Genomic DNA, 17,845 nt, shown 5'->3' with positions numbered 1-17,845 from the left:
GGGCCCCGCCCCCGCCGGTGGCCCCGTCCCCAGCGATGCCCCCACCCCCTCCGGCCAGGTCCGCGTCCGGGCCTTCGCGCCCGGCGATGGCGCGCCGCTCGTCGCGGCGTGGGCGCGCAGTGCTCCGTACGATCCCGTCACCCGGGAGCGCTTCCGCCGCCACGTGCTGCTCGATCCGAATTTCGACCCGGCGGGCCTGCACGTCGCCGTGCGCGACGGCGGGGTGATCGGTGCCGCGTACGGGGTGCGCCGGAAGGTGCCGGTGGCCGGGAGCGACCTGGAGCCGGAGCAGGGCTGGATCCCGTTCTTCTTCGTCGATCCGGCCGTGCGCCGTGCCGGGCTGGGGCGCCGGCTGCTCACCGGCGTCCTGGACTGGCTCGCCGGGCACGGCCGCACCAGCGTCGACTTCGCCTCGTACACCCCGCACTACTTCCTCCCCGGCCTGGACCGGGACGCCTATCCGGAGGCCGCCCGGCTGCTGTCGGACCTGGGCTTCGCGCCCCGGCTCGAAGCCGTCGCCATGGACCGCGGCCTGGTCGGCTACCGGACGCCCGAAGCGGTACGTCGGCGGACCGCCGCGCTGGCCGCCGACGGCTACCGCTTCGGCACGCCACGGGACGACGACCTGGTGGGGCTGCTGCGACTGGCCGAGGACGAGTTCGGCCCGGACTGGCCGCAGGCCATCCGGCACGCACTCGACACCGGCGCGCCCCTGGACCGCATCGTGACGGCCCACGATCCGGCGGGCCAGGTCGTGGGATGGGCGATGCACGGTGCGTACGAGGGCCTGGCCGAGCGGTTCGGCCCGTTCGGCGTACGGGCCGACCAGCGCGGCACCGGCCTGGGCAAGGTGCTGCTGCACCTGGCGCTGGAGCGGATGCGGGCGGCGGGCGCGCACGGGGCATGGTTCCTGTGGACCGGCGAGCGCAGCCCGGCCGGGCACCTTTACCGGTCGGCGGGGTTCGCCACGACCCGCAGGTTCCAGGTCTTACGGCGGGAGGTACGGCCATGAAGCGGCGCCGGGTCCTGGCGGGGCTGGCGGGAGCGGCGGTGAGCGCGGCGGGCTGCGGCGCCCCCGGCCGGGGCGGCAGCGGCCGTCCGGGCGATCCGGTCGTGCTCACGCTGCTGTCGCACTACGCGACCGATCCGCTGAAGTCGGCGCTGCAACGGGTGGTGGACGAGTGGAACGCGGCGCACGACCGGGTGCGCGTACGGACGACGGCGGTGCGTTTCCAGGACCTGCTGACCACCTTGATGGTGCGGCAGGCCGCCGGGCAGGGCGCGGACATCGTCCACCCGTACAGCCTGTGGGCCGGGCAGCTGGCGGAGGCCGGGGTGGTGCGGCCGGCGCCGCCCGGGGACGCCGCCCGTATCGAGCGCGGTTTCGCCCGCCCCGCGGTCCGGGCGGCCTCGGTGCACGGCCGGATCATCGGCTATCCCACCGAGGTGCAGCCGTACGCGCTCTACTACAACAAGCGGCTGTTGCGCGCGGCCGGGCTGGCCGGGCCGCCGCGCACCTGGCGGGAGCTGGAGGAGACCGCGTACCGGACCGCGCGGCGCGACCGGCACGGCAACACTCTTGTGCAGGGCTTCGGGCTGTCGCGGATCGATGACTCGACCGTGGTGAATCAGACGCTGGCGCTGCTCGCGTCGCGTGGCGGATCGTTCCTCCAGCCGGACGGTGCGCGCAGCGCCCTCGACTCCCCCGCCGGGCGGGCCGTCTTCGCACTGGAGCGGCGGCTGATCGACCGGGGCGCGAGCGACCCCGGCATCGACCTGATGAAAGCTTTCCCCGCGGGCCGGGTGGCGCTGGCGGTCAGCGGCGCGTGGTGGACCGGCAGCCTGAAGCAGACGATGGGCCGGGACTACCGCGATGTCGGGGTGGCGCCGGTGCCGGGTCCCGCGCCCGGCAACCGGGGCACGGTCACCACCGGTTTCCTGCTGGGCGTCAACGCGAAGAGCCGGCATCCGCGGGAGGCGTGGGAGTTCCTGCGCTGGCTGAACGACGAGGTGGCGCCCGCCGGGTCGCGGGCGGGCCCTGCCGCGGCCGTACGGGCCACGCGTATGAGCGTCCTGCAGATGTCCGTCGGCACGATGACCGGCCGTACCGGCGACATGCGGGCGCTGCTGGCCGCGGGCGGAGACCCGAACCTCGGCCCGTTCGTCGACGCGCTCGACTACGCCACGCCCGAGCCGAACGGGCCGCGCGCGCAGAAGGCCAAGGCGCTGCTGCGCAAGAACATCGAGGAGATGTGGACCGGCCGCCGTCCGCCGGACGCGGCCGTGCGCAACGCCGTACGCCAGGTCGACCAGGAGCTCTCCCGCTGACCGCGCGCCCCGTACCCCGGGCCTTCTTCCGTCGGCCCGCCCGTCCCCGAAAGGCTGGTGCTGCATGGCGACAACGGTCGGAAGCGCGGACGGCGACGGCGGCGAGGCCGAGCGCCTGGGCAAAGCCGGAGGCCGCGGACGTGCGGACGGCGGGCGGGCGGACGGCGGACGTACGGACGGCGGACGTACGGACGGCGGGCGGGACGTGCGGACGGCCGGGGACCGCACCCGCCCCGCCGCGCGCCGGACCCGCTACCGCTACCGGCAAACCGCCGTCGCCTACCTCTTCCTCGCCCCCAGCCTCGCCTTCTTCGCGGTCTTCCTCCTCCTGCCGCTGCTGTTCGCGGTGCTGCTGTCGCTGTCCCGCTGGGCCGGCTTCGACCTCGCCGACCTACGGCCCGCCGGGGTGGACAACTTCACCGCCCTCTTCGCGCGCGGCTCGTCCTTCCTGACGCCGGTCCTGACCAACACGCTGCTGTACGCGCTGGGCACCGTGGCCCTGGCGCTGACCGGTGCCGTACTGGTCGCGCACTGCATCACCCACCTGCGCTTCCAGGGGTTCTGGCGCACGCTGTACTTCCTGCCGATCGTGACGACCGTGGTCGCGGTCGGCAATGTGTGGAAGTACATGTACGAGCCCGGCGGCCTGGTCAACGGCGTGCTCAACGCGCTCGGCCTGCGCTCCGTCGCCTTCCTCCAGGACCCGGTGACCGCGCTCCCGTCGGTCGTGGTGGTCCAGGCCTGGGCCTCGCTCGGGTCCGCGATCCTGATCCTCACGGCGGGCCTGAAGGCCATCCCGCACGTCTACTACGAGGCGGCGGAGCTGGACGGCGCCGGGCCGTTCACCGTCTTCGCGCGCATCACGCTGCCGCTGCTGCGGCCGTCCCTGCTGTTCGTGTGCGTGACCCAGTTCATCACCGGCCTCCAGTCGTTCGCGCTGATCATCGTCATGACCGGTGAGGGCGGTCCGGGCGACGCGACGAACGTGGCGGCGCTGGAGATGTACCAGCGGGCGTTCAAGTACGGGGACTGGGGCTCGGCGAGCGCGGCGGCCCTGGTGCTGTTCGTCCTCATCCTGGTGATCACTTCGGCCCAGTTGTGGCTGTTCCGGCGCAAGGGAGCGGACGCATGAGGCGGCGCGGGCGCTTCCCGTGGCTGTCGTACCTGCTGGTGGGCATCGGCGCGGTGGTGACGGTGGTGCCGTTCCTGGACATGCTGCTGACCTCGTTCAAGGGGCCGGGCGAGTACGGCAGGCTGCCCTACCGCTTCCTGCCGGAGGCCTTCGACCTGTCCAACTACCGGGAGGCGTTCGTCCGGCTGGACCTGCCGCTGCTGTTCCGCAACAGCGTCGTCGCCACCGCGGTGATCACCGGTTCGGTGCTGCTGACGTCCTCACTGGCGGGCTACGCCCTGGCCAAGCTGCGCTTCCCGGGCCGTGACCTGATCTTCCGGCTGGTGCTCGCGACGATGATGTTCCCGCCGTTCGTCTTCTTCATCCCGCACTTCCTGATCCTGGTGCACTGGCCGCTGGCGGGCGGCAACGGCCTGCTCGGCGACGGCGGGGCCGGGCTGACGGTCAGCCTCGCCGCCCTGGTCATGCCGTTCCTGGTGTCCGGCTTCGGGATCTTCCTGATGCGGCAGTTCATCGTGTCCGTGCCGGACGAGATGCTGGAGGCGGCGCGGATCGACGGCGCCGGGGAGTTCACCGTGTGGTGGCGCATCGTCGTACCGCAGACCCGGCCGGTGGCGGTGACGCTCGCGCTGCTCACGTTCGTGGGCGCCTGGAACGAGTACATCTGGGCCCTGCTGGTCTCCACCGCGAACCCCCGCCTGATGACGCTCCCCGTGGGCATCCAGACGTTGCAGAGCTACCTCGATCCCCACCGCATGGTGCCGGTCATGATGGCCGGGCTCGTGCTGAGCGTGCTGCCGGTGCTGCTGCTGTTCCTGCTGCTCCAGAAGCACTACATCCGGGGCGTCATGCTCAGCGGCCTCAAGTAGGGCCGTCCGCGCCGGGGTGTTCAGGCGGCCGTGCCGCCCCGCTGTTCCGGAAAGGTGACCCGCGTCCTGACCTCGGGCGCGGCGACGCCCGGCAGCAGGTACCGCCACAGAGTGATCACGCGCTGGTGCAGGTCGGCCCGGCCGGTGGAGATCTGCGACAGGAGCTGCGTACCGGAGTACGAGCTGACCAGCATCCAGGCCAGGTCGTCCACGTCCACCTCCGGCAGCAGCTCCCCCTTGTCCCGGGCGGCCCCCAGCTGTCCGGCGAACTCCTGCACCCAGTACTGGTACGGGGCGTCGTCCTGCACACCGAATTCGCCCTGCTCGATCGCCAGCCGTACGCCGGCCCGCAGCGCGGGGTTGGTCTGCAGCTCCCCGGCGAGGTACAGCGTGATGTCGACCAGCCGCTGGAGGCCGTCCTCGCCGGGCGGCAGCTCCAGCCCGTTCCCCTGCTCGACCATGACGGCGTGCGCCAGCGCCTCCTTGGACGGGAAGTGGAAGTACATCCCGCCCTGGGTGACCCCGGCCCGCTTCATGATCTTGCTGACGCTCGCGCCACTGAACCCGAACTCGTCGAACACTTCGGAAGCCGCCCGGAGAATTGCCTCCCGCGTCTTGACCGCCCGCTCCTGCACTGACCGCACCATTTCCCTCGGCAAACACGTGAATGGTACGAAGAAAACGCGTCCCCTGCCGATTCGGTACCGGCACCGGACGTGATGTGGATCACTTCAGGGGTTCGTCGGGAGATATTCGGCGGGCGGCTGGGGCGGGGCAACCTTCCCACGGAGAGGGGGGCTCCTCGCGCCATGGCCGGCAGTTTTCCGGAGGGGGTGGGGTTCCGGCTCTCAGTCGCCGAGGCGCCCGCACAGGTGCTCCAGCGCGAAGGCACCGGCCCGGTGCTGGGTCAGGCGTTCGGCCTCCAGCTGCCTCAGCAGGCCGTCGAGCAGACGGGCGTCCTGCGGGTCCTGGAGGAATTCCAGTACGGCCCGCTGGAACGCGCCGCGCAAGGTCGACGGCATGGCGTCGGAGGCGTCGAAGCAGACCTTGTCCGCGGCCCGGAAGAGTTTCTGCACGGCCGCGGTGCTCGCCGAGAGCTGGCCGCTTCCCGTGCTGCCGTCGGAGAAGAAGGGTCGCTCCCCAGGGCGCGCCAGCCTGGCCCACTCCGCTCGGGCGGGTCGCGAGGCCAGCGCCTCCAGCAGTTCCCAGGCCGCTGCGCCGGGCCGGAAGACGGCCGCCATGTCGCCGGAGACCTCGTAGGCGCGGCGGTCCGGAAGGCCGGGGACGAACTTGCGGGTGGGCGCGGGCAGCACATCGTCGGCGTAGTGCCGGCGGATGAAGGATGCCTGGTGTTCCAGGGTGCACCTGCCGGTGTTCAGCAGTCCGTTCAAGCCGCCGCCCAGGTACTCGAACTGGGTGGATATCGCGTTCTCGGCAGCCTTGGGACCGTCCTTGACGAGCAGGTCACGCCATGCCTGCCAGGCCCGTTTCACCGGCTCGCCGGTCCACGGCAGGTCGCCGGTGGCCCACTGGTCGTACACGGCCGGGCCGTACTTCTGGAGCAGCAGGTCCTCGATCCAGTCCGTGCCGGGCCAGCCGGACGTCGCGTCGGATGCCATGCCCAGGCACCAGCGGGGATTCCGGACTGTCCGGGGGTCGTCGGGGCGGCTCCAGACGATGCTCTTGAGGTCCACCCGCACCGGTACCCAGTACGAGTGCTGCCGGTACTCGCCCTGCTGGTTCCGGAGCGTGATCCGCTGTGCCCAGGGCCCCAGCCCCGATCCGGCCACGTCCTCCTCCAGCGGCTTGGCGGCGCCTTCGCGCGCGTACTCGGACAGTTCGCCCAAGCCGTTGAGGATCGCGATGTCGGGCGGTGACTCGGTGCGCAGCTGGGCCGCGAGGGTTTCCTGGAGCGAGCGGGCGCCCTCGTACACATACGTTTGTCCGGTACGTCTGCCGATCTCCTTCAGTGTCTCCATGAACGGCCGCGCCTCCTCGCCGGTCCACGGGCCCAGGACCACCAGCGTCCGGCCCTCCTCGGACGAGCAGCCCGCCGGGAGCAGTGCGGCCGTCCCCAGCAGGCAGCAGGCCAGGGCGGTGCGGAGCAGATGGCGCGCGCTTTTCATGCCGGCTCCCAGTCGATCTTCCAGTGCTCGCTGCCGTACCGGCCGATCGTGAGGCCGCACCCCACGGCGCCCGCCGCGCCCACGATGAGGGTCAGCACCGACGCCAGTGCCCAGGTGTCCGGATGGGCGCCGCGCAGCTGCCCGGCGAGATCGGATTCCACCTCGTCGATCGCGGCGTCGGGCCCGCCCGGCCCGTCGGTCCGCTCCGGTCCGGCCGCGCGTGGCACGGATATCTTCGCGAGCCGCACGGCGGAGCGCGCCACGTCCTGCTGGGCCCCGCGCTCCTCGCTGACACCGGCCCACAGCACCACGAACACCAGCAGGACGGGCAGCGCGAACAGGGCCAGCGAGGGACTGCGGACCCGCAGACAGGCCCGGACGAAGTCGAGCAGGCCGACGAAGACGAACGCGAGGGCCAAGGTGACCAGCAGCGCCGCCGAGGCCGTGACGGCGAACACGGCGCGCGCGCCCGACAGGTCGGCCACGGAGTCGCGCAGCCGGCTCTCCACGGCGCCGATGCGGTTGAGTACGGCGGTGGGGCTGCCGCGCAGCAGGGTCGTCGCGTACTCCATGCCGGCCCGGCGCAACGGCCGGCTGCCGTGGTGGCTGTCGGCCCAGTCGATCCAGTCGTCGTAGGCGACCACCAGACCGGAGACCACCCGGACCTCCTGTTCCTGTGCCTTGCTCAGCGCACCGGTCTGGATGGCGCTGTTGAGGCTTTGGGACGCCGCGGTCACCAGGGAGGGATAGCGTTCGCCGAGCCCTACGAGGTCGGTCTGCGGCAGGGGCCGGCCGCCGCCCGTACCGAGCCGGCGTTCGGCCTCGGCCTGGGCGAGGGTCAAGGAGACGCGGGCGTGGGCCAGGTCGACCAGGGCGGGGGCGTAGCGGCCGCGCAGCTCCCGCGTACGGTCGTGGACGTTGAAGTACGCCGTGGCGGCGAGGGCGAGGACGGTGAACATGGCGGCGGGCAGCAGCAGCATCCGGCTGAAGAGGAACCTGCCGGTGTCCTTGCGCCTGTCCCCCGCGACGCGGCCCGAGGACCAGTACCACAGCGCGCGGCCGAGTCGTCTTCGCGCCGGGATTCTCCCGGGCCGTGCGCCGCGTTCCGGTGATGCGCCGCGTTCCGGCGGTACGGGAGAGGCGCCGTCGTGGCCGTTCATCGTGCCCCCTCACGCACGGTGTCCGCGGACGGGGGAGAAGCGTCGCCGGACCGGGCGGACCGGCTCTTGAGGCGGAACCGGCGGAACCGGCGGAACCAGCGGGGGCGCTGGTCGCCGCGGCGGTGCCGGTAGCCGATGGGGCGGGTGCGGTAGGCGTTGTCCAGCAGGGCCTCGGCCAGGGCCCGGTCCCGGGCGCGGGCGGCGGGCGGCAGCTGTTCGAAGAGCCGCAGGTAGCAGGCCGCGAGTTCTTCGCGCAGCGCGTGCTCCATGGACGGCACGGTGATCTTCTCGCCCTGGGGGTCGGGATTCACGCGCAGCTCGGCCAGCGGGTCGGGCGCTCCCGAGGGCGTGGCGGTGACGAGCAGGAGCAGCAGTTCCAGGAGGTCGGCGCGCAGCCGGTCCTGGGCATGCCGGTCGGTCAGACCCTCCCGCACCGTGAGCCGGTGCAGTGCCAGCCATGCCTCCCGGACGGCGGGCACCGCGGGCGGGCTGCCGTCGGCGGGCGGGTCCGCGAGGATGCGGACCATGGCCGTCCGGGCGGCGGTGCGGTGCCGGGAGTCGACGGGGACGGCTTCGAGGCATTCCAGCGCGAGCTGTGGCTTGGCGTCGGCGAGATGGATACGGGCCAGGCCGAAGGCGGCGCTCCCGAGGGCGTGGTTGCGGTGCCAGACCGCCCCGTACAGAGCCACAGCCTCCGCCGGGTCGTCCAGCACCTCGTGGCAGTAGCCGAGGGCCAGTTTGGGCGCATACTCCCCCGGGATCGCCGCGTAGACCCGGGCGAAGCACCCCCGGGCCGCCGCCACCCGGTCGTCGACGAGATGGAGCAGACCTTCGTGCCAGTGCAGCCGCCAGTCGTACGCCGCGAGTCCGCCGACTTCGACGCGGGCGCGGGCCAGCTCGGTCTCGGCGAAGGCCCGCCGTGCGGCGGCGTCTTCCGGGTGGTCGCGGGCGATCTCCAGGTGGAGCCGAAGATGCAGCAGCGCCTTCTCCGCCGATCCCTTCCACGCGTCGCTGAGCTGGAGCAGGCTCGCCGGGTCGTCGTAGGAGGTGCGGTGCAGTTCCGTCCAGTTGCCGTCGGCGACGTCCGGCTTGGGCACCGGCAGGCCGAGGGCGACCTCGGCGGGGGCGGGCGGCCGGACCGTCAGTCCGCGCTTGACGTTGCTGCCGTCCCGCCACTGGCCGAGCGGCGGCGCCTTGCCCAGCTCGCCGTCGAGGGCGGCAGGCGCCGGGGCGAAGAGCGAGGAAGGCTCGAAGACCGCCTCCTCACCTAGTCGCAAAGATCGCAACTCCCGCAGCACACCGCGCAGTTGGACGGCCATCTCGCGGGCGTCGGCGAAGCGCTCCGCCGGAATCCGGGCCGTGGCGCGGTGCAGTACGTGTGCCAGCGAGCGGGTACCGAGCCCCGGAGGCGCTTCGGGAACCCGCGCGGCCAGTTCCCCGAGCACGGCGCCGACCGTGTACAGGTCCGCCGGAACAGTCACGGCGGTGGTGAGGCCCAGCTCGGGCGCCGGGTACGTGACGGAGCCCAGGGTGCCGGTGGGGCGCACGCCGGCGACGTCGATGAGCTTGATGCCGGTGCCGCAGTGGATCACGTTCGTGAGGGAGAGGTCGCCGTAGACGAGTTTGCACTCCTCGTGGAGGTAGGTGAGCGCGTCCAGGATGAGCAGTCCGTAGACCGCGATGAATTCGTGGACCCGGTGGTCGTGGAAGGGCTCGGCGCGCCGTGCGATCCGGTCGGCGATCCAGCTCAGCGGGGCACCGTCGGCGAACTCCATCACGATGAAGCTGAGGTTGCCGTCCGAAGCTCCCGGCCGACGGGCGTAGTTGAACACTTTGATGATCGACGGGTGGTTGAGGCCGACCAGCCGCAGGCGCTCCTTCACCGCTTCGTCCACCGCCCTCGGGTCGTCGGGGTCGCGCACCCCTTTCAGGGCCACCGGCCGGTCGTCGAGCATCTGATCGCGGGCGAGGTAGACCTGCCCGTAGCTGCCCTGCCCGAGGCGGCCGACGACCCGGTACTGCTGATGCAGCTCCTGGCCGCTGACGAGGCCGGTCCATCGTGCGGCAAGGGGCTTCGGCCCGGGGCCGGGCCCCGGGCCCGACACCTCGGGCGCGGGCCCGACGAGGGAGTCCGGGTTGCCGACGGTGATGTGCGGCAGGTCGGTCAGGCCGTCGCCCGGCGGATCGACGTTGTATCTGCGCGGGGCGCCGGGCAGGCCGTGGCGCTGCAGGGCGTCCTCGACGGCGACGGCGATCCGGAACAGCCCGTACGCGACGCTCGCGCTGTTCCGCGGTTCACCGCCCTGGCACAGCGCCGACAGTCGCTGGGCGAGGAGGGGGGACACCGGTTGGGGCCCGTCGCCCTTCCGCGGACCGGCCGGTCCACCGTCTGCCGGGCGGTCCCGGTCCTCCAGACGGGCCAGCAAGGCCAGCCGCGTGTCGATGGCCGCTTTGTGGCGGCCGGCCCATCGGTCGTCGAGGAGTTCACCGACGACACGGTCGAGCAGCGGTCCGCGCGGTGCGCGGAAGACGAGCAGGAGCCGGCTGTGGCCCCGGGCGAGCAGCGCGCGCAGCAGCGGCAGGACGGATTCACCGGCCGGCCGGAGCCGGTCGAGGGAGAGGAAGGCGGCGGACAGCGGCGGGGCCTTCGCGGCGATCCGCCGCGTCACCGCAGCGAGGTCATCGGTGGGCGCACCGGTGGCCGACGCTTCGGCGGCGGTGAGGCCGGCCCGGGCCGCGGTGTACCGGACCAGCTGCCCGGGCAGCTGGTCCGTCGCGTCCAGGGCGATGTCGATGGAGCCGGCTCGCGGCTCCATGACCGTGGCCTCGCCGCTCCGCAGCAGCCACGGTTTGCGCTCCCGGTCGGCCAGGAGGAGGGCGGAGTGCAGCGCGGACGTCTCGTCATGGGCACCCTCGGCGACGAAGGCCAGCTCCACGGGCTCCGCCTGGTCGGCCGGGCGGCGCGGCCCGGGGCTGCCGGCGCTGTCCGCGCCGGTGAGCGTGTCCGGGTCGGACGGCCCGGTGTCGCCGAGCCAGCGAGCGAGCCAGCGGCGCAGCCCGAGCGCCCGATCCGAGCCGGCCGCGCCGGGTTCGAGCCGGATGGAGTCCGCGACCGCGTGCACACCGGTGACCTGCAGCGTCAGCTTCTCGTCGGCCAAGTACGCCAGGATCGTCTCGGTCGGAATCATGTAGCTGTGGCTGGCGGTGACCGGGTGCTGCTCGGTGCCGTACTGGTACACGAGAATGCCGATGACGCCGCCCGTACGGCTGTGCACCACCCCGCTGCCGCTGTAGCCGTGCGCGACCACATAGGGCGACGACGGTTCCGGGTCCAGCTGCACCCACTCGGTGTCGTGGCCGGGGCCGCCGCGGCCCATGAGCTTCGCGTCCGCGTGCTCGCCACCGGGCAGCCTTTCCGGATATCCGATGAGGTGCACCCGTTCCTCGCGCGCCGGAATCTGACGGTGCAGCACAGCGGGCGTCACCGGCGGCTCCTCGGCCAGTTGCAGCAGCGCGATATCGGCGCTGAACCGGGAGGTCGGCGGCCGGAGATACCGGTCGAGCACCTTGGCCGCCACAGGACCGCGCAGCGCGGCCGGGACGCCGGGGAATTCCGCGTACACGTCCTCCAGGGGCAGGGGCGGGCCGGCGGACGTGCGTCTGGCCAGGACGACATGGGCGCAGGTCAGGACCAGCCCGCCGGGCAGCAGCACGCCCGCGCCGAGCGGTGTGGCACCCCGGCGCTCCCCCTGGAACAACCGGACCCGCCAACACCCGGCTCCCGAGTAGCAGTTGGAAGTCCCCCCGAGTTCCTCCATAGTCCTGCACGATAGCTCCGGGGAGCGGCAACCGTCCCCCACCGTACGAGGGGAGGATCGTGATGGGCGCGGACACCGGGCGGGGCGGGACGGACGGTGCGGAGACCGCGGGCCTGGCGGACGTGATCGGCCGCATTCGCGAGGAGCTGGAGGCGGCGCAGCGCGACGGCGAGCAGAGCCGGCTCCGGTTCCTGGTGGAACGCGTCAACGTGGAGTTCGCCGTCCAGGTGCGTCGTGAGGGCTCGGGACGCGGCGGGCTGCGGATCGGCGTGGTCACCGCGGAGGCCGGCGGCGCGCTCGCGCGGGAGAGCACCCACCGCATCGAGATCGAGCTCAAACCGCACGACCGGGACGCCCCTCCAGAGGGGCCGGGCATCAGCGTGGGCGGGCCCTCGTAGCGGCGGCACGGAGGCGTGGACAGCGATCCCGCGGCGGCGTCCGCGACGGTCCCGCGGAAGCCGCGGTCACCCGTACGGACGATGGCCGGGAAGCGCCCGGACCGGCGGCGGAGCGGGCGGTCAGCGGCGGTTCCGCGGGTTCGCGGCCCACCCCGGCCGCCGGGTCCCGGGGTGCGGGCGGGGTGGTGGCGGGTGAGAGTCGTGTCAACAACCCCGCTCCATAAGGAGAGATCATGCGTCGCATCGCGATAGCCGCCGTCGGCGTCCTCGCCGCCGGATTCGTCGCCGCCGCTCCCGCGGCCGCCGCCCCCTCGGGCGGTGGGGGCAAGCACCTCCACCACCACACAGCCAGCCACTGGCAGGCCGCTCACAAGGAAGGCGTCAACGCCGGTGGCCCGGACGGCGCCACCGTCGGTGAGGCCAGCGCCGCCTCGCACACGAAGGTCACCGACCTCCACAAGCACAAGTACTTCTTCCACCACTGGGTGCGCTGACCACTCGCCGCCCGGTTCCACCACGCTTGCCCCGGCCGTATCGGCCCGCAGCCCTTCGCCCGTTCCCCGGCGCGAAGGGCTGCGCCGTGCGACCGGACGGCGCCCGCGCTCACCAGGCGACCGGCAGGGACTCCACTCCGTACGCGGCGTTCAGCGGTGTGAAGCGCAGGTCCCCGACGGGGACGCGCAGGCGGAGGCCCGGCAGCCGGCGCAGGACGCGGGGCACACAGACCCGCAGTTCCATCCGGGCCAGCTCGGCGCCCAGGCAGTGGTGGGCGCCGTAACCGAGGGCGAGGTGGGGTGTCGGCTCGCGGGTGACGTCGAGGTGGTCGAGGCCCTCGGCCAGCGCCGTGTCGCGGTTGGCGGAGGGCAGGTGGCACAGCACGTACTCACCCGCCGTGATGTCCTGGCCGGCGATCGTGACGTCCTCCTTCGCCTGGAAGACCTTGCCGAAGGTCACCACCGACAGGTGGCGGATCAGCTCCTCGGCCATCCGGTCGGGGCGGGCGCGCCCGTCGCGCACCAGTGCCGCCTGTACGGGGTCGAGGATCAGCGCGAGCAGGGACAGGCCCAGGGTGCCCGCGATCGTCGCGTACCCGGCCAGCAGCAACTGGCAGGCGATTCCGGCGAGTTCGTCGTCGCTCAGCTCGGCGCCGTGCGCGGTGACCAGGTGGCCGAGCACCGTGTCGCCGGGCGTGGCGCGCGTCGTTTCCACCAGTTCCCGCAGATATGCGTCGAGCCGGCGGAACGCTCCTGCCTGCGCCTCGTGGATGGGGTGGAAGTCGTGCAGGAGCGCCAGGTCGTGGTGGAGCCGCCCGGCGTCCCGGACGGGCACGCCCAGCAGCTCCAGGAACAGCAGCCGGGGTACCGGCAGCACGAAGTCGGTGATCAGGTCGGCGGGCGGGCCGGCCCGCTCGATGGCGTCGAGGTGCCGGTCGGCCAGGGTTTCCGCGCGCGGTTCCAGGACCCGGGCGCGCTGGGCGCTGAATTCCGGGGTGAGCATCCGGCGGATGGGGGCGTGGTCCTCGGGCTCGTACGTGTAGAAGACGCCGGGCCGCGGCGGCGGAAAGCCTTCGGGGGGCTCCGGGGGCGGTACCGGGCCGTTCACGGCGGCGCGGGAGCTGAAGCGCCGCTGGTCGGCGATGACGCGGCGGGCGTCGGCGTACCGCGTGACCATCCAGGCGCGGGCGCCGGTCGGCAGGGTGGTGCGGACCACCGGCCGCTCGGCGCGCAGCCGGGCGAAGTCCTCCGCCGGGTCGAAGGGGCAGGTGCCGGAGCGGCGTACGAACAGCGGTACGGCGGAGGCCGCGGCGTCCGGGCCGGCCGCGGTGCTTCCACCATCGCCGCTCGCCGCGTCGTCACTCGCCCCGTGGTCGCCCACACCGTCCCGGCACGCGTCCATGACATCGGCCACCAGCCCGGCCTCCTCGGTGGCCAGGTAGAAGTGGTCGCCGGGCAGGGTACGCAGCCGGAAGGCGGCGCCGGTCATCGCGCGCCAGGACCACATGTCGTCCTCGCTCGCCCTGGGGTCGTCCGCGCCCCGGTAGGCGACGATCGGCGCGGCGATCCGCGGGGTGCGTACGGGCCGGTAGGCGCGGAGCAGCGCGTGGTCGGCGCGGAGCACCGGCATGACCAGGTCCAGCAGCTGGGGCGAGCGGCGCAGCGCCGGGTCGGTGGCCATGGCCAGGTCGGCGATCTCCCGGTCGTTCGCCGCGGTGTCCGGCGGCGGTCCGGCCGCGCACAGGTACGGGGCGCCGTGCCCGGACACCAGCAGGGCCACCAGGTCGATGCCGTCGCGTTCGGCGAGCCGTACGGCCACCTCGTACGCGACGACCGCGCCCATGCTGTGCCCGAAGAGCGCCAGCGGGCGGTCGAGCAGTCCGCGCAGCGCCGCGTGCACCTGGTCGGCGAGGTCGTCCATGGACGTGAGCGGCGGCTCGGCGATCCGGTTCTGCCGCCCGGGATAGCAGACCGCGCCGACCTCGGTACCGGGCGGTACCCGGTCCTGCCATCCGTGGAAGAAGGTCGCGGCGCCCCCGGCGTGCGGGAAGCAGATCAAACGCAGCGCGGGGTCCGGCAGCACCCGGCGGCGCAGCAGCCACCGGGCGGCGTCGGTGCGGCCCGCAGCGGGTTCGCGGGCGGATACGCCGGTCATACGGGGTCCTTCCGCTCGGGGGCGGGGCCTTCGGGCCCGGACGCGGACGCACCGCGTGCCGCGCTCAGTTCGGCGGCCAGGCGCGCGACGGTCGGCGCGAGGAACACCGTCTTGACGGAGAGGTCCACGCCGAAGCTGTCCTGGCAGCGCTGGACGACCTGGAGGGCGGCCAGGGAGTGTCCGCCGAGGGCGAAGAAGTCGTCGTGCAGACCGATGCCGTCCTCGTTGCCGAGCACGTCCTGCCAGATGCGCTGGACTTCGCGTTCGAGGGGGCTCCATGTGGTGGCGTCGGTGGCGGAGTCGGTGCCGGAAAGCGAGGTTTCCGGTGCCTCGTCGGGCCGCTCACCAACGTCGCTCCGCGGCTCGGCGCCGCCGTCCATTCCGGGTGGCCCGGCGACCGTATCCGGCGGCAGTACGGAGACGACCACCTGGCCGAGCGAGAGCGCACCGGGACACCGCTCGAACGCGGCGATCGCGTCGGCCGGTTCCAGCCCGCCCAGCGGTGTCCCGCCGCCGAGCGCGCGCTGCCGCCGCTCGCCTTCCCGCCCCATGCCGATGCCGTTCCAGCGGTCCCAGTTCACGGCGAGGACAGCGGGACCCTCGGTACGGGCCGCGGCGTGCGCGTACGTGTCCAGGAAGGCGTTGGCCGCGCCGTAGCAGGACAGGCCGGGGGCTTGCGAGAACGCCGCCAGGGAGGAGAAGAGCAGCACGAAGTCCGGCCGGGCGCCGGTCTCCCGGAGGGCGTCGACGAGGGTGACGGTGCCCGTGGTCTTGGCCGCGAGCGCTTCGGCCACCGTGTCCGGGGTCAGCAGCTGAGCCAGTCCGCCCGCCGGTACACCGGCCGCGTGGACGACGCCGTCCAGGCCGCCGAAGCGCCGCAGCGCTTCGCGCAGCACGTCCCGGGTCCGCGCGGCGTCGGTGATGTCGGCGCTGACGGCGAGGAGTTCGCCGGGGAGGCCGGACAGTTCGTCCGCCGTGGCGCGCACCGCGTCCGGATCGCGCCCGAGCAGGACGACCCGGGCGTGGTGGTCGCGGAGCAGGTGCCCGGCGAGCAGCCGTCCGATGCCGCCCGTACCGCCGGTGATCAGGTAGCGCCCGCCGTTCCGCAGGGCCGTCCCGTTGGCCACGGGCGGCGTACGAAGCGGCTCGAACCGGCGCAGCCAGCGGCGTCCTGCACGCAGCCCGACCGGTCCGGATTCCGCCGGTCGGGTGAATTCGCGCAGAAGGTCGCGCGCCAGACCACGGGCCATACCGGGAGCTGTCGGACCGCCGTCGGCCGCCGCGTCCCGCCCGTCGATGTCCACCACCCGTACGGTCGCGGCGTCGCCCAGTTCCGCGCGCAGCGCGCCCGCCGCGCCGACCGTGAGCGCTGCCCAGGGGTCGAGGTCCTCGCCGCCGGTGATTTCCAGCGCCCCTCGGGTGACCAGGCACACTTCGGTGCCGCCAGCCGGTGTGGCGAGCGCGCGGGCCAGTCCGGCGAGGTCGCTCAGTGGCGGGCAGGCCGCGTGCGACGGCGCGCCGTTCCAGGTGCTGACGATCCGCAGCGGCAGGTCCGGGTCTCCCCCGGCCATCTCGATGATCTTGGCGTACTGGTCGGCGGCACACGGGTCGAGGGTGACGGTCCGCTCCCCGCCCCGGCCGTGACCGTGCCGCGCGGCCGCGGTGTCCGGCAGGACGGTGGTCAACTCCGCACCGGCTTCCGTGAGTTCATGGCACAAGGCGTCGGCGGCCGGGCTGCCGTCGTGGAGCAGTATCCAGCGGTGCCCGGTGGCCTCCGTACCCGTACGGGCCGGTTCCGGTTCGAGGTCGCGCTGCCAGGCGACCCCGTACCAGGGGCCGGCAGCCTGCTCCGGCGCCGGTGCGGCAGCCGGCGCCGGGCGGTGCCGGGTGGGCGCGAAGGGGTACGGCGCCGCGGGCACCCGGGTCCCGGGTGACGGCCACAGCGCGTCCAGAGCGACGTCGATGCCCGCTTCCCAGGTGCGGGCGAGCGCGGTCAGCAGCACCTCTCGGTCGTCGCGTTCCTCCAGGGGGTGCCGCATGACGGGCACACCTCGGTCGAGGCCCTGCGTACGGGCGAGCGTGGTCAGGGTGGTGCCGGGCCCCGCTTCGAGCAGCACGCGCGGGTCGTGGTCGCGCAGGCAGGCGAGCCCGAGGTCGAAGCGGACGGTCTCCCTGAGGTGGCGGACCCAGTACTCGGGGTCGGTGAAGTCGGCGTCGGCGGTGCCGGTGACGTTGGAGATCAGCGGTACGGCGGGCCGGCCGAGGGCGATGCCGCGCACGACATCGCGGAAGGCGCCGAGCACCGGCTCGACGAGCGCGGAGTGCGCGGCGGTGGCGAGTTGCAGGACGTTGCAGGCGACGCCGTCCGCGGTCAGGCGGCGGTGCGCCGCCTCGATGCGGGGCGCGGGCCCGGACAGGACACAGGCGTCGGGTCCGTTGACCACCGCGAGGCAGACGCCGTCGCCGCGGACATGCCCGAGGCCGCGTGCGTCGGCGCGGACCACCAGCATGGCGCCGTTGTCGATGCCGGACAGCAGCCGGCCCCTGCTGCTGACGAGGGTGAGTGCGTCCGGCAGGGACAGTACGCCCGCCAGGTGGGCGGCGGCGTACTCGCCGAGGCTGTGCCCCATCAGGACGGAGGGCGTCACGCCGAAGGAGCCGAGCAGCCGGGCGACGGCGATCTCGGTGATGAAGACGGCGGGCATCGCCACGCGCGGATCGGCGTCGGCGTCGACGTCCGGCGGGGTGCCTGCCCCGGTCCCGGCGGGCCACCAGGCGCGCAGGCGCCGGGCCGCCTCCCGGTCGGGCAGCAGCCGCAGGCAGGTGTCCACGGTCTCCCGGAACACCGGTTCGTCGCGGTAGAGCCCCCGCCCCATCCCCGGGTACTGCGAACCGCCGCCCGGGAAGACGAACGCCACCTCGCCCGCACGCCCTTCGCGCGGCAGCGCCGCTTCCGTACGGAAAGCGGACTCCGTGAGCGCGTGGGCGCGGTCGCGCAGGACCACGGCGCGGCGCAGCGGCAGCCGGCGCCGCCCGACGGCCAGGGTGCGCGCGTAGTCGGCGAACTCCTCGTCGCGCAGGCCGCGCAGCGTTTGCGGGTGCGTGGCGGCCATCGCGTCGAGCGCCCGCTCGTCGCGCGCCGACCAGGCCAGCAGCTGCCAGGGCCGGGCGGGTGCGGGCGGCCGGGCAGGCGGTGGTTCCTGGAGGATGACGTGCGCGTTCGTACCGCCGACGCCGAAGGCGCTGACGGCGGCGCGGCGCGGCGCGGACGTACGCGGCCAGTCCTCGGCCGCCACGGCGGGCACGAACGGGCCGGCGGCGAAGTCGATGTCGGGGTTGGGGCGGAAGCGGGAGGGGGCGTCGGG

12 protein-coding genes are annotated in these 17,845 nt (G+C 73.6%); 6 read left to right on the top strand and 6 right to left on the bottom strand.

Annotated features, from left to right (window positions below):
* The 4 genes from IH45_RS0139445 to IH45_RS0139430 all read left to right on the top strand — a co-directional run.
* Positions 1 to 1,012 (top strand): GNAT family N-acetyltransferase (locus IH45_RS0139445; RefSeq protein WP_234440849.1); only part of this gene is annotated, 1,012 nt, incomplete at its 5' end.
* Complete coding sequence (locus tag IH45_RS0139440; protein WP_030680708.1) at positions 1,009 to 2,328, top strand: extracellular solute-binding protein; 1,320 nt, start codon at positions 1,009 to 1,011, stop codon at positions 2,326 to 2,328. The genes IH45_RS0139445 and IH45_RS0139440, both read left to right, overlap by 4 nt.
* Before the next feature lie 64 nt (positions 2,329 to 2,392).
* Positions 2,393 to 3,460, top strand: coding sequence for a carbohydrate ABC transporter permease (locus IH45_RS0139435; protein ID WP_030680705.1), 1,068 nt, complete (start codon positions 2,393 to 2,395; stop codon positions 3,458 to 3,460).
* Entirely contained in the window at positions 3,457 to 4,329 is an 873-nt protein-coding gene (locus IH45_RS0139430; RefSeq protein ID WP_030680702.1) for a carbohydrate ABC transporter permease, read from the top strand. Before IH45_RS0139435 ends, IH45_RS0139430 begins: the two co-directional genes overlap by 4 nt.
* Positions 4,330 to 4,349: 20 nt before the next feature.
* Here IH45_RS0139430 and IH45_RS0139425 read toward each other — a convergent pair whose 3' ends face one another.
* The 4 genes from IH45_RS0139425 to IH45_RS1000000145680 all read right to left on the bottom strand — a co-directional run bounded on the left by IH45_RS0139425 (position 4,350) and on the right by IH45_RS1000000145680 (position 11,433).
* Entirely contained in the window at positions 4,350 to 4,976 is a 627-nt protein-coding gene (locus tag IH45_RS0139425; RefSeq protein ID WP_030680699.1) for a ScbR family autoregulator-binding transcription factor, read from the bottom strand.
* Between the two features lie 201 nt (positions 4,977 to 5,177).
* Positions 5,178 to 6,455 carry a hypothetical protein gene (locus IH45_RS0139420; protein WP_030680696.1) on the bottom strand — a complete coding sequence of 426 codons (1,278 nt, stop codon included), beginning with the start codon at positions 6,453 to 6,455 and terminating at the stop codon, positions 5,178 to 5,180.
* The gene (locus tag IH45_RS0139415; RefSeq protein WP_158813441.1) at positions 6,452 to 7,615 is read right to left on the bottom strand and encodes a hypothetical protein; all 1,164 of its coding nucleotides are present in this window, start codon (positions 7,613 to 7,615) and stop codon (positions 6,452 to 6,454) included. The genes IH45_RS0139420 and IH45_RS0139415 overlap by 4 nt, the downstream gene beginning before the upstream one ends.
* Positions 7,612 to 11,433 (bottom strand): tetratricopeptide repeat protein, encoded by a 3,822-nt coding sequence (locus tag IH45_RS1000000145680; protein WP_050515507.1) that lies wholly within the window; start codon positions 11,431 to 11,433, stop codon positions 7,612 to 7,614. Before IH45_RS1000000145680 ends, IH45_RS0139415 begins: the two co-directional genes overlap by 4 nt.
* A 62-nt stretch (positions 11,434 to 11,495) precedes the next feature.
* Here IH45_RS1000000145680 and IH45_RS0139405 point away from each other — a divergent pair, with 62 nt between their 5' ends.
* Complete coding sequence (locus IH45_RS0139405; protein WP_030680688.1) at positions 11,496 to 11,831, top strand: trypco2 family protein; 336 nt, start codon at positions 11,496 to 11,498, stop codon at positions 11,829 to 11,831.
* Positions 11,832 to 12,064: 233 nt separating this feature from the next.
* On the top strand, positions 12,065 to 12,325 hold the full coding sequence (locus tag IH45_RS0139400) for a hypothetical protein (RefSeq protein WP_030680686.1): 261 nt from the start codon (positions 12,065 to 12,067) through the stop codon (positions 12,323 to 12,325).
* 109 nt (positions 12,326 to 12,434) lie between these two features.
* On the opposite strand, the gene IH45_RS1000000147400 is transcribed toward IH45_RS0139400, so the two are convergent.
* Entirely contained in the window at positions 12,435 to 14,480 is a 2,046-nt protein-coding gene (locus IH45_RS1000000147400; protein ID WP_050515506.1) for a cytochrome P450, read from the bottom strand.
* The coding region (locus IH45_RS0139390) for an SDR family NAD(P)-dependent oxidoreductase (RefSeq protein WP_030680682.1) at positions 14,477 to 17,845 on the bottom strand (3,369 nt) is incomplete at its 5' end. The genes IH45_RS1000000147400 and IH45_RS0139390, both read right to left, overlap by 4 nt.

It is taken from the genome of Streptomyces rimosus subsp. rimosus (assembly GCF_000720725.1).
Lineage (GTDB): Bacteria > Actinomycetota > Actinomycetes > Streptomycetales > Streptomycetaceae > Streptomyces > Streptomyces rimosus_A.
Note: the sequence above shows the minus strand (reverse complement) of the source record. Positions and strands in the feature narration are given on the sequence as shown.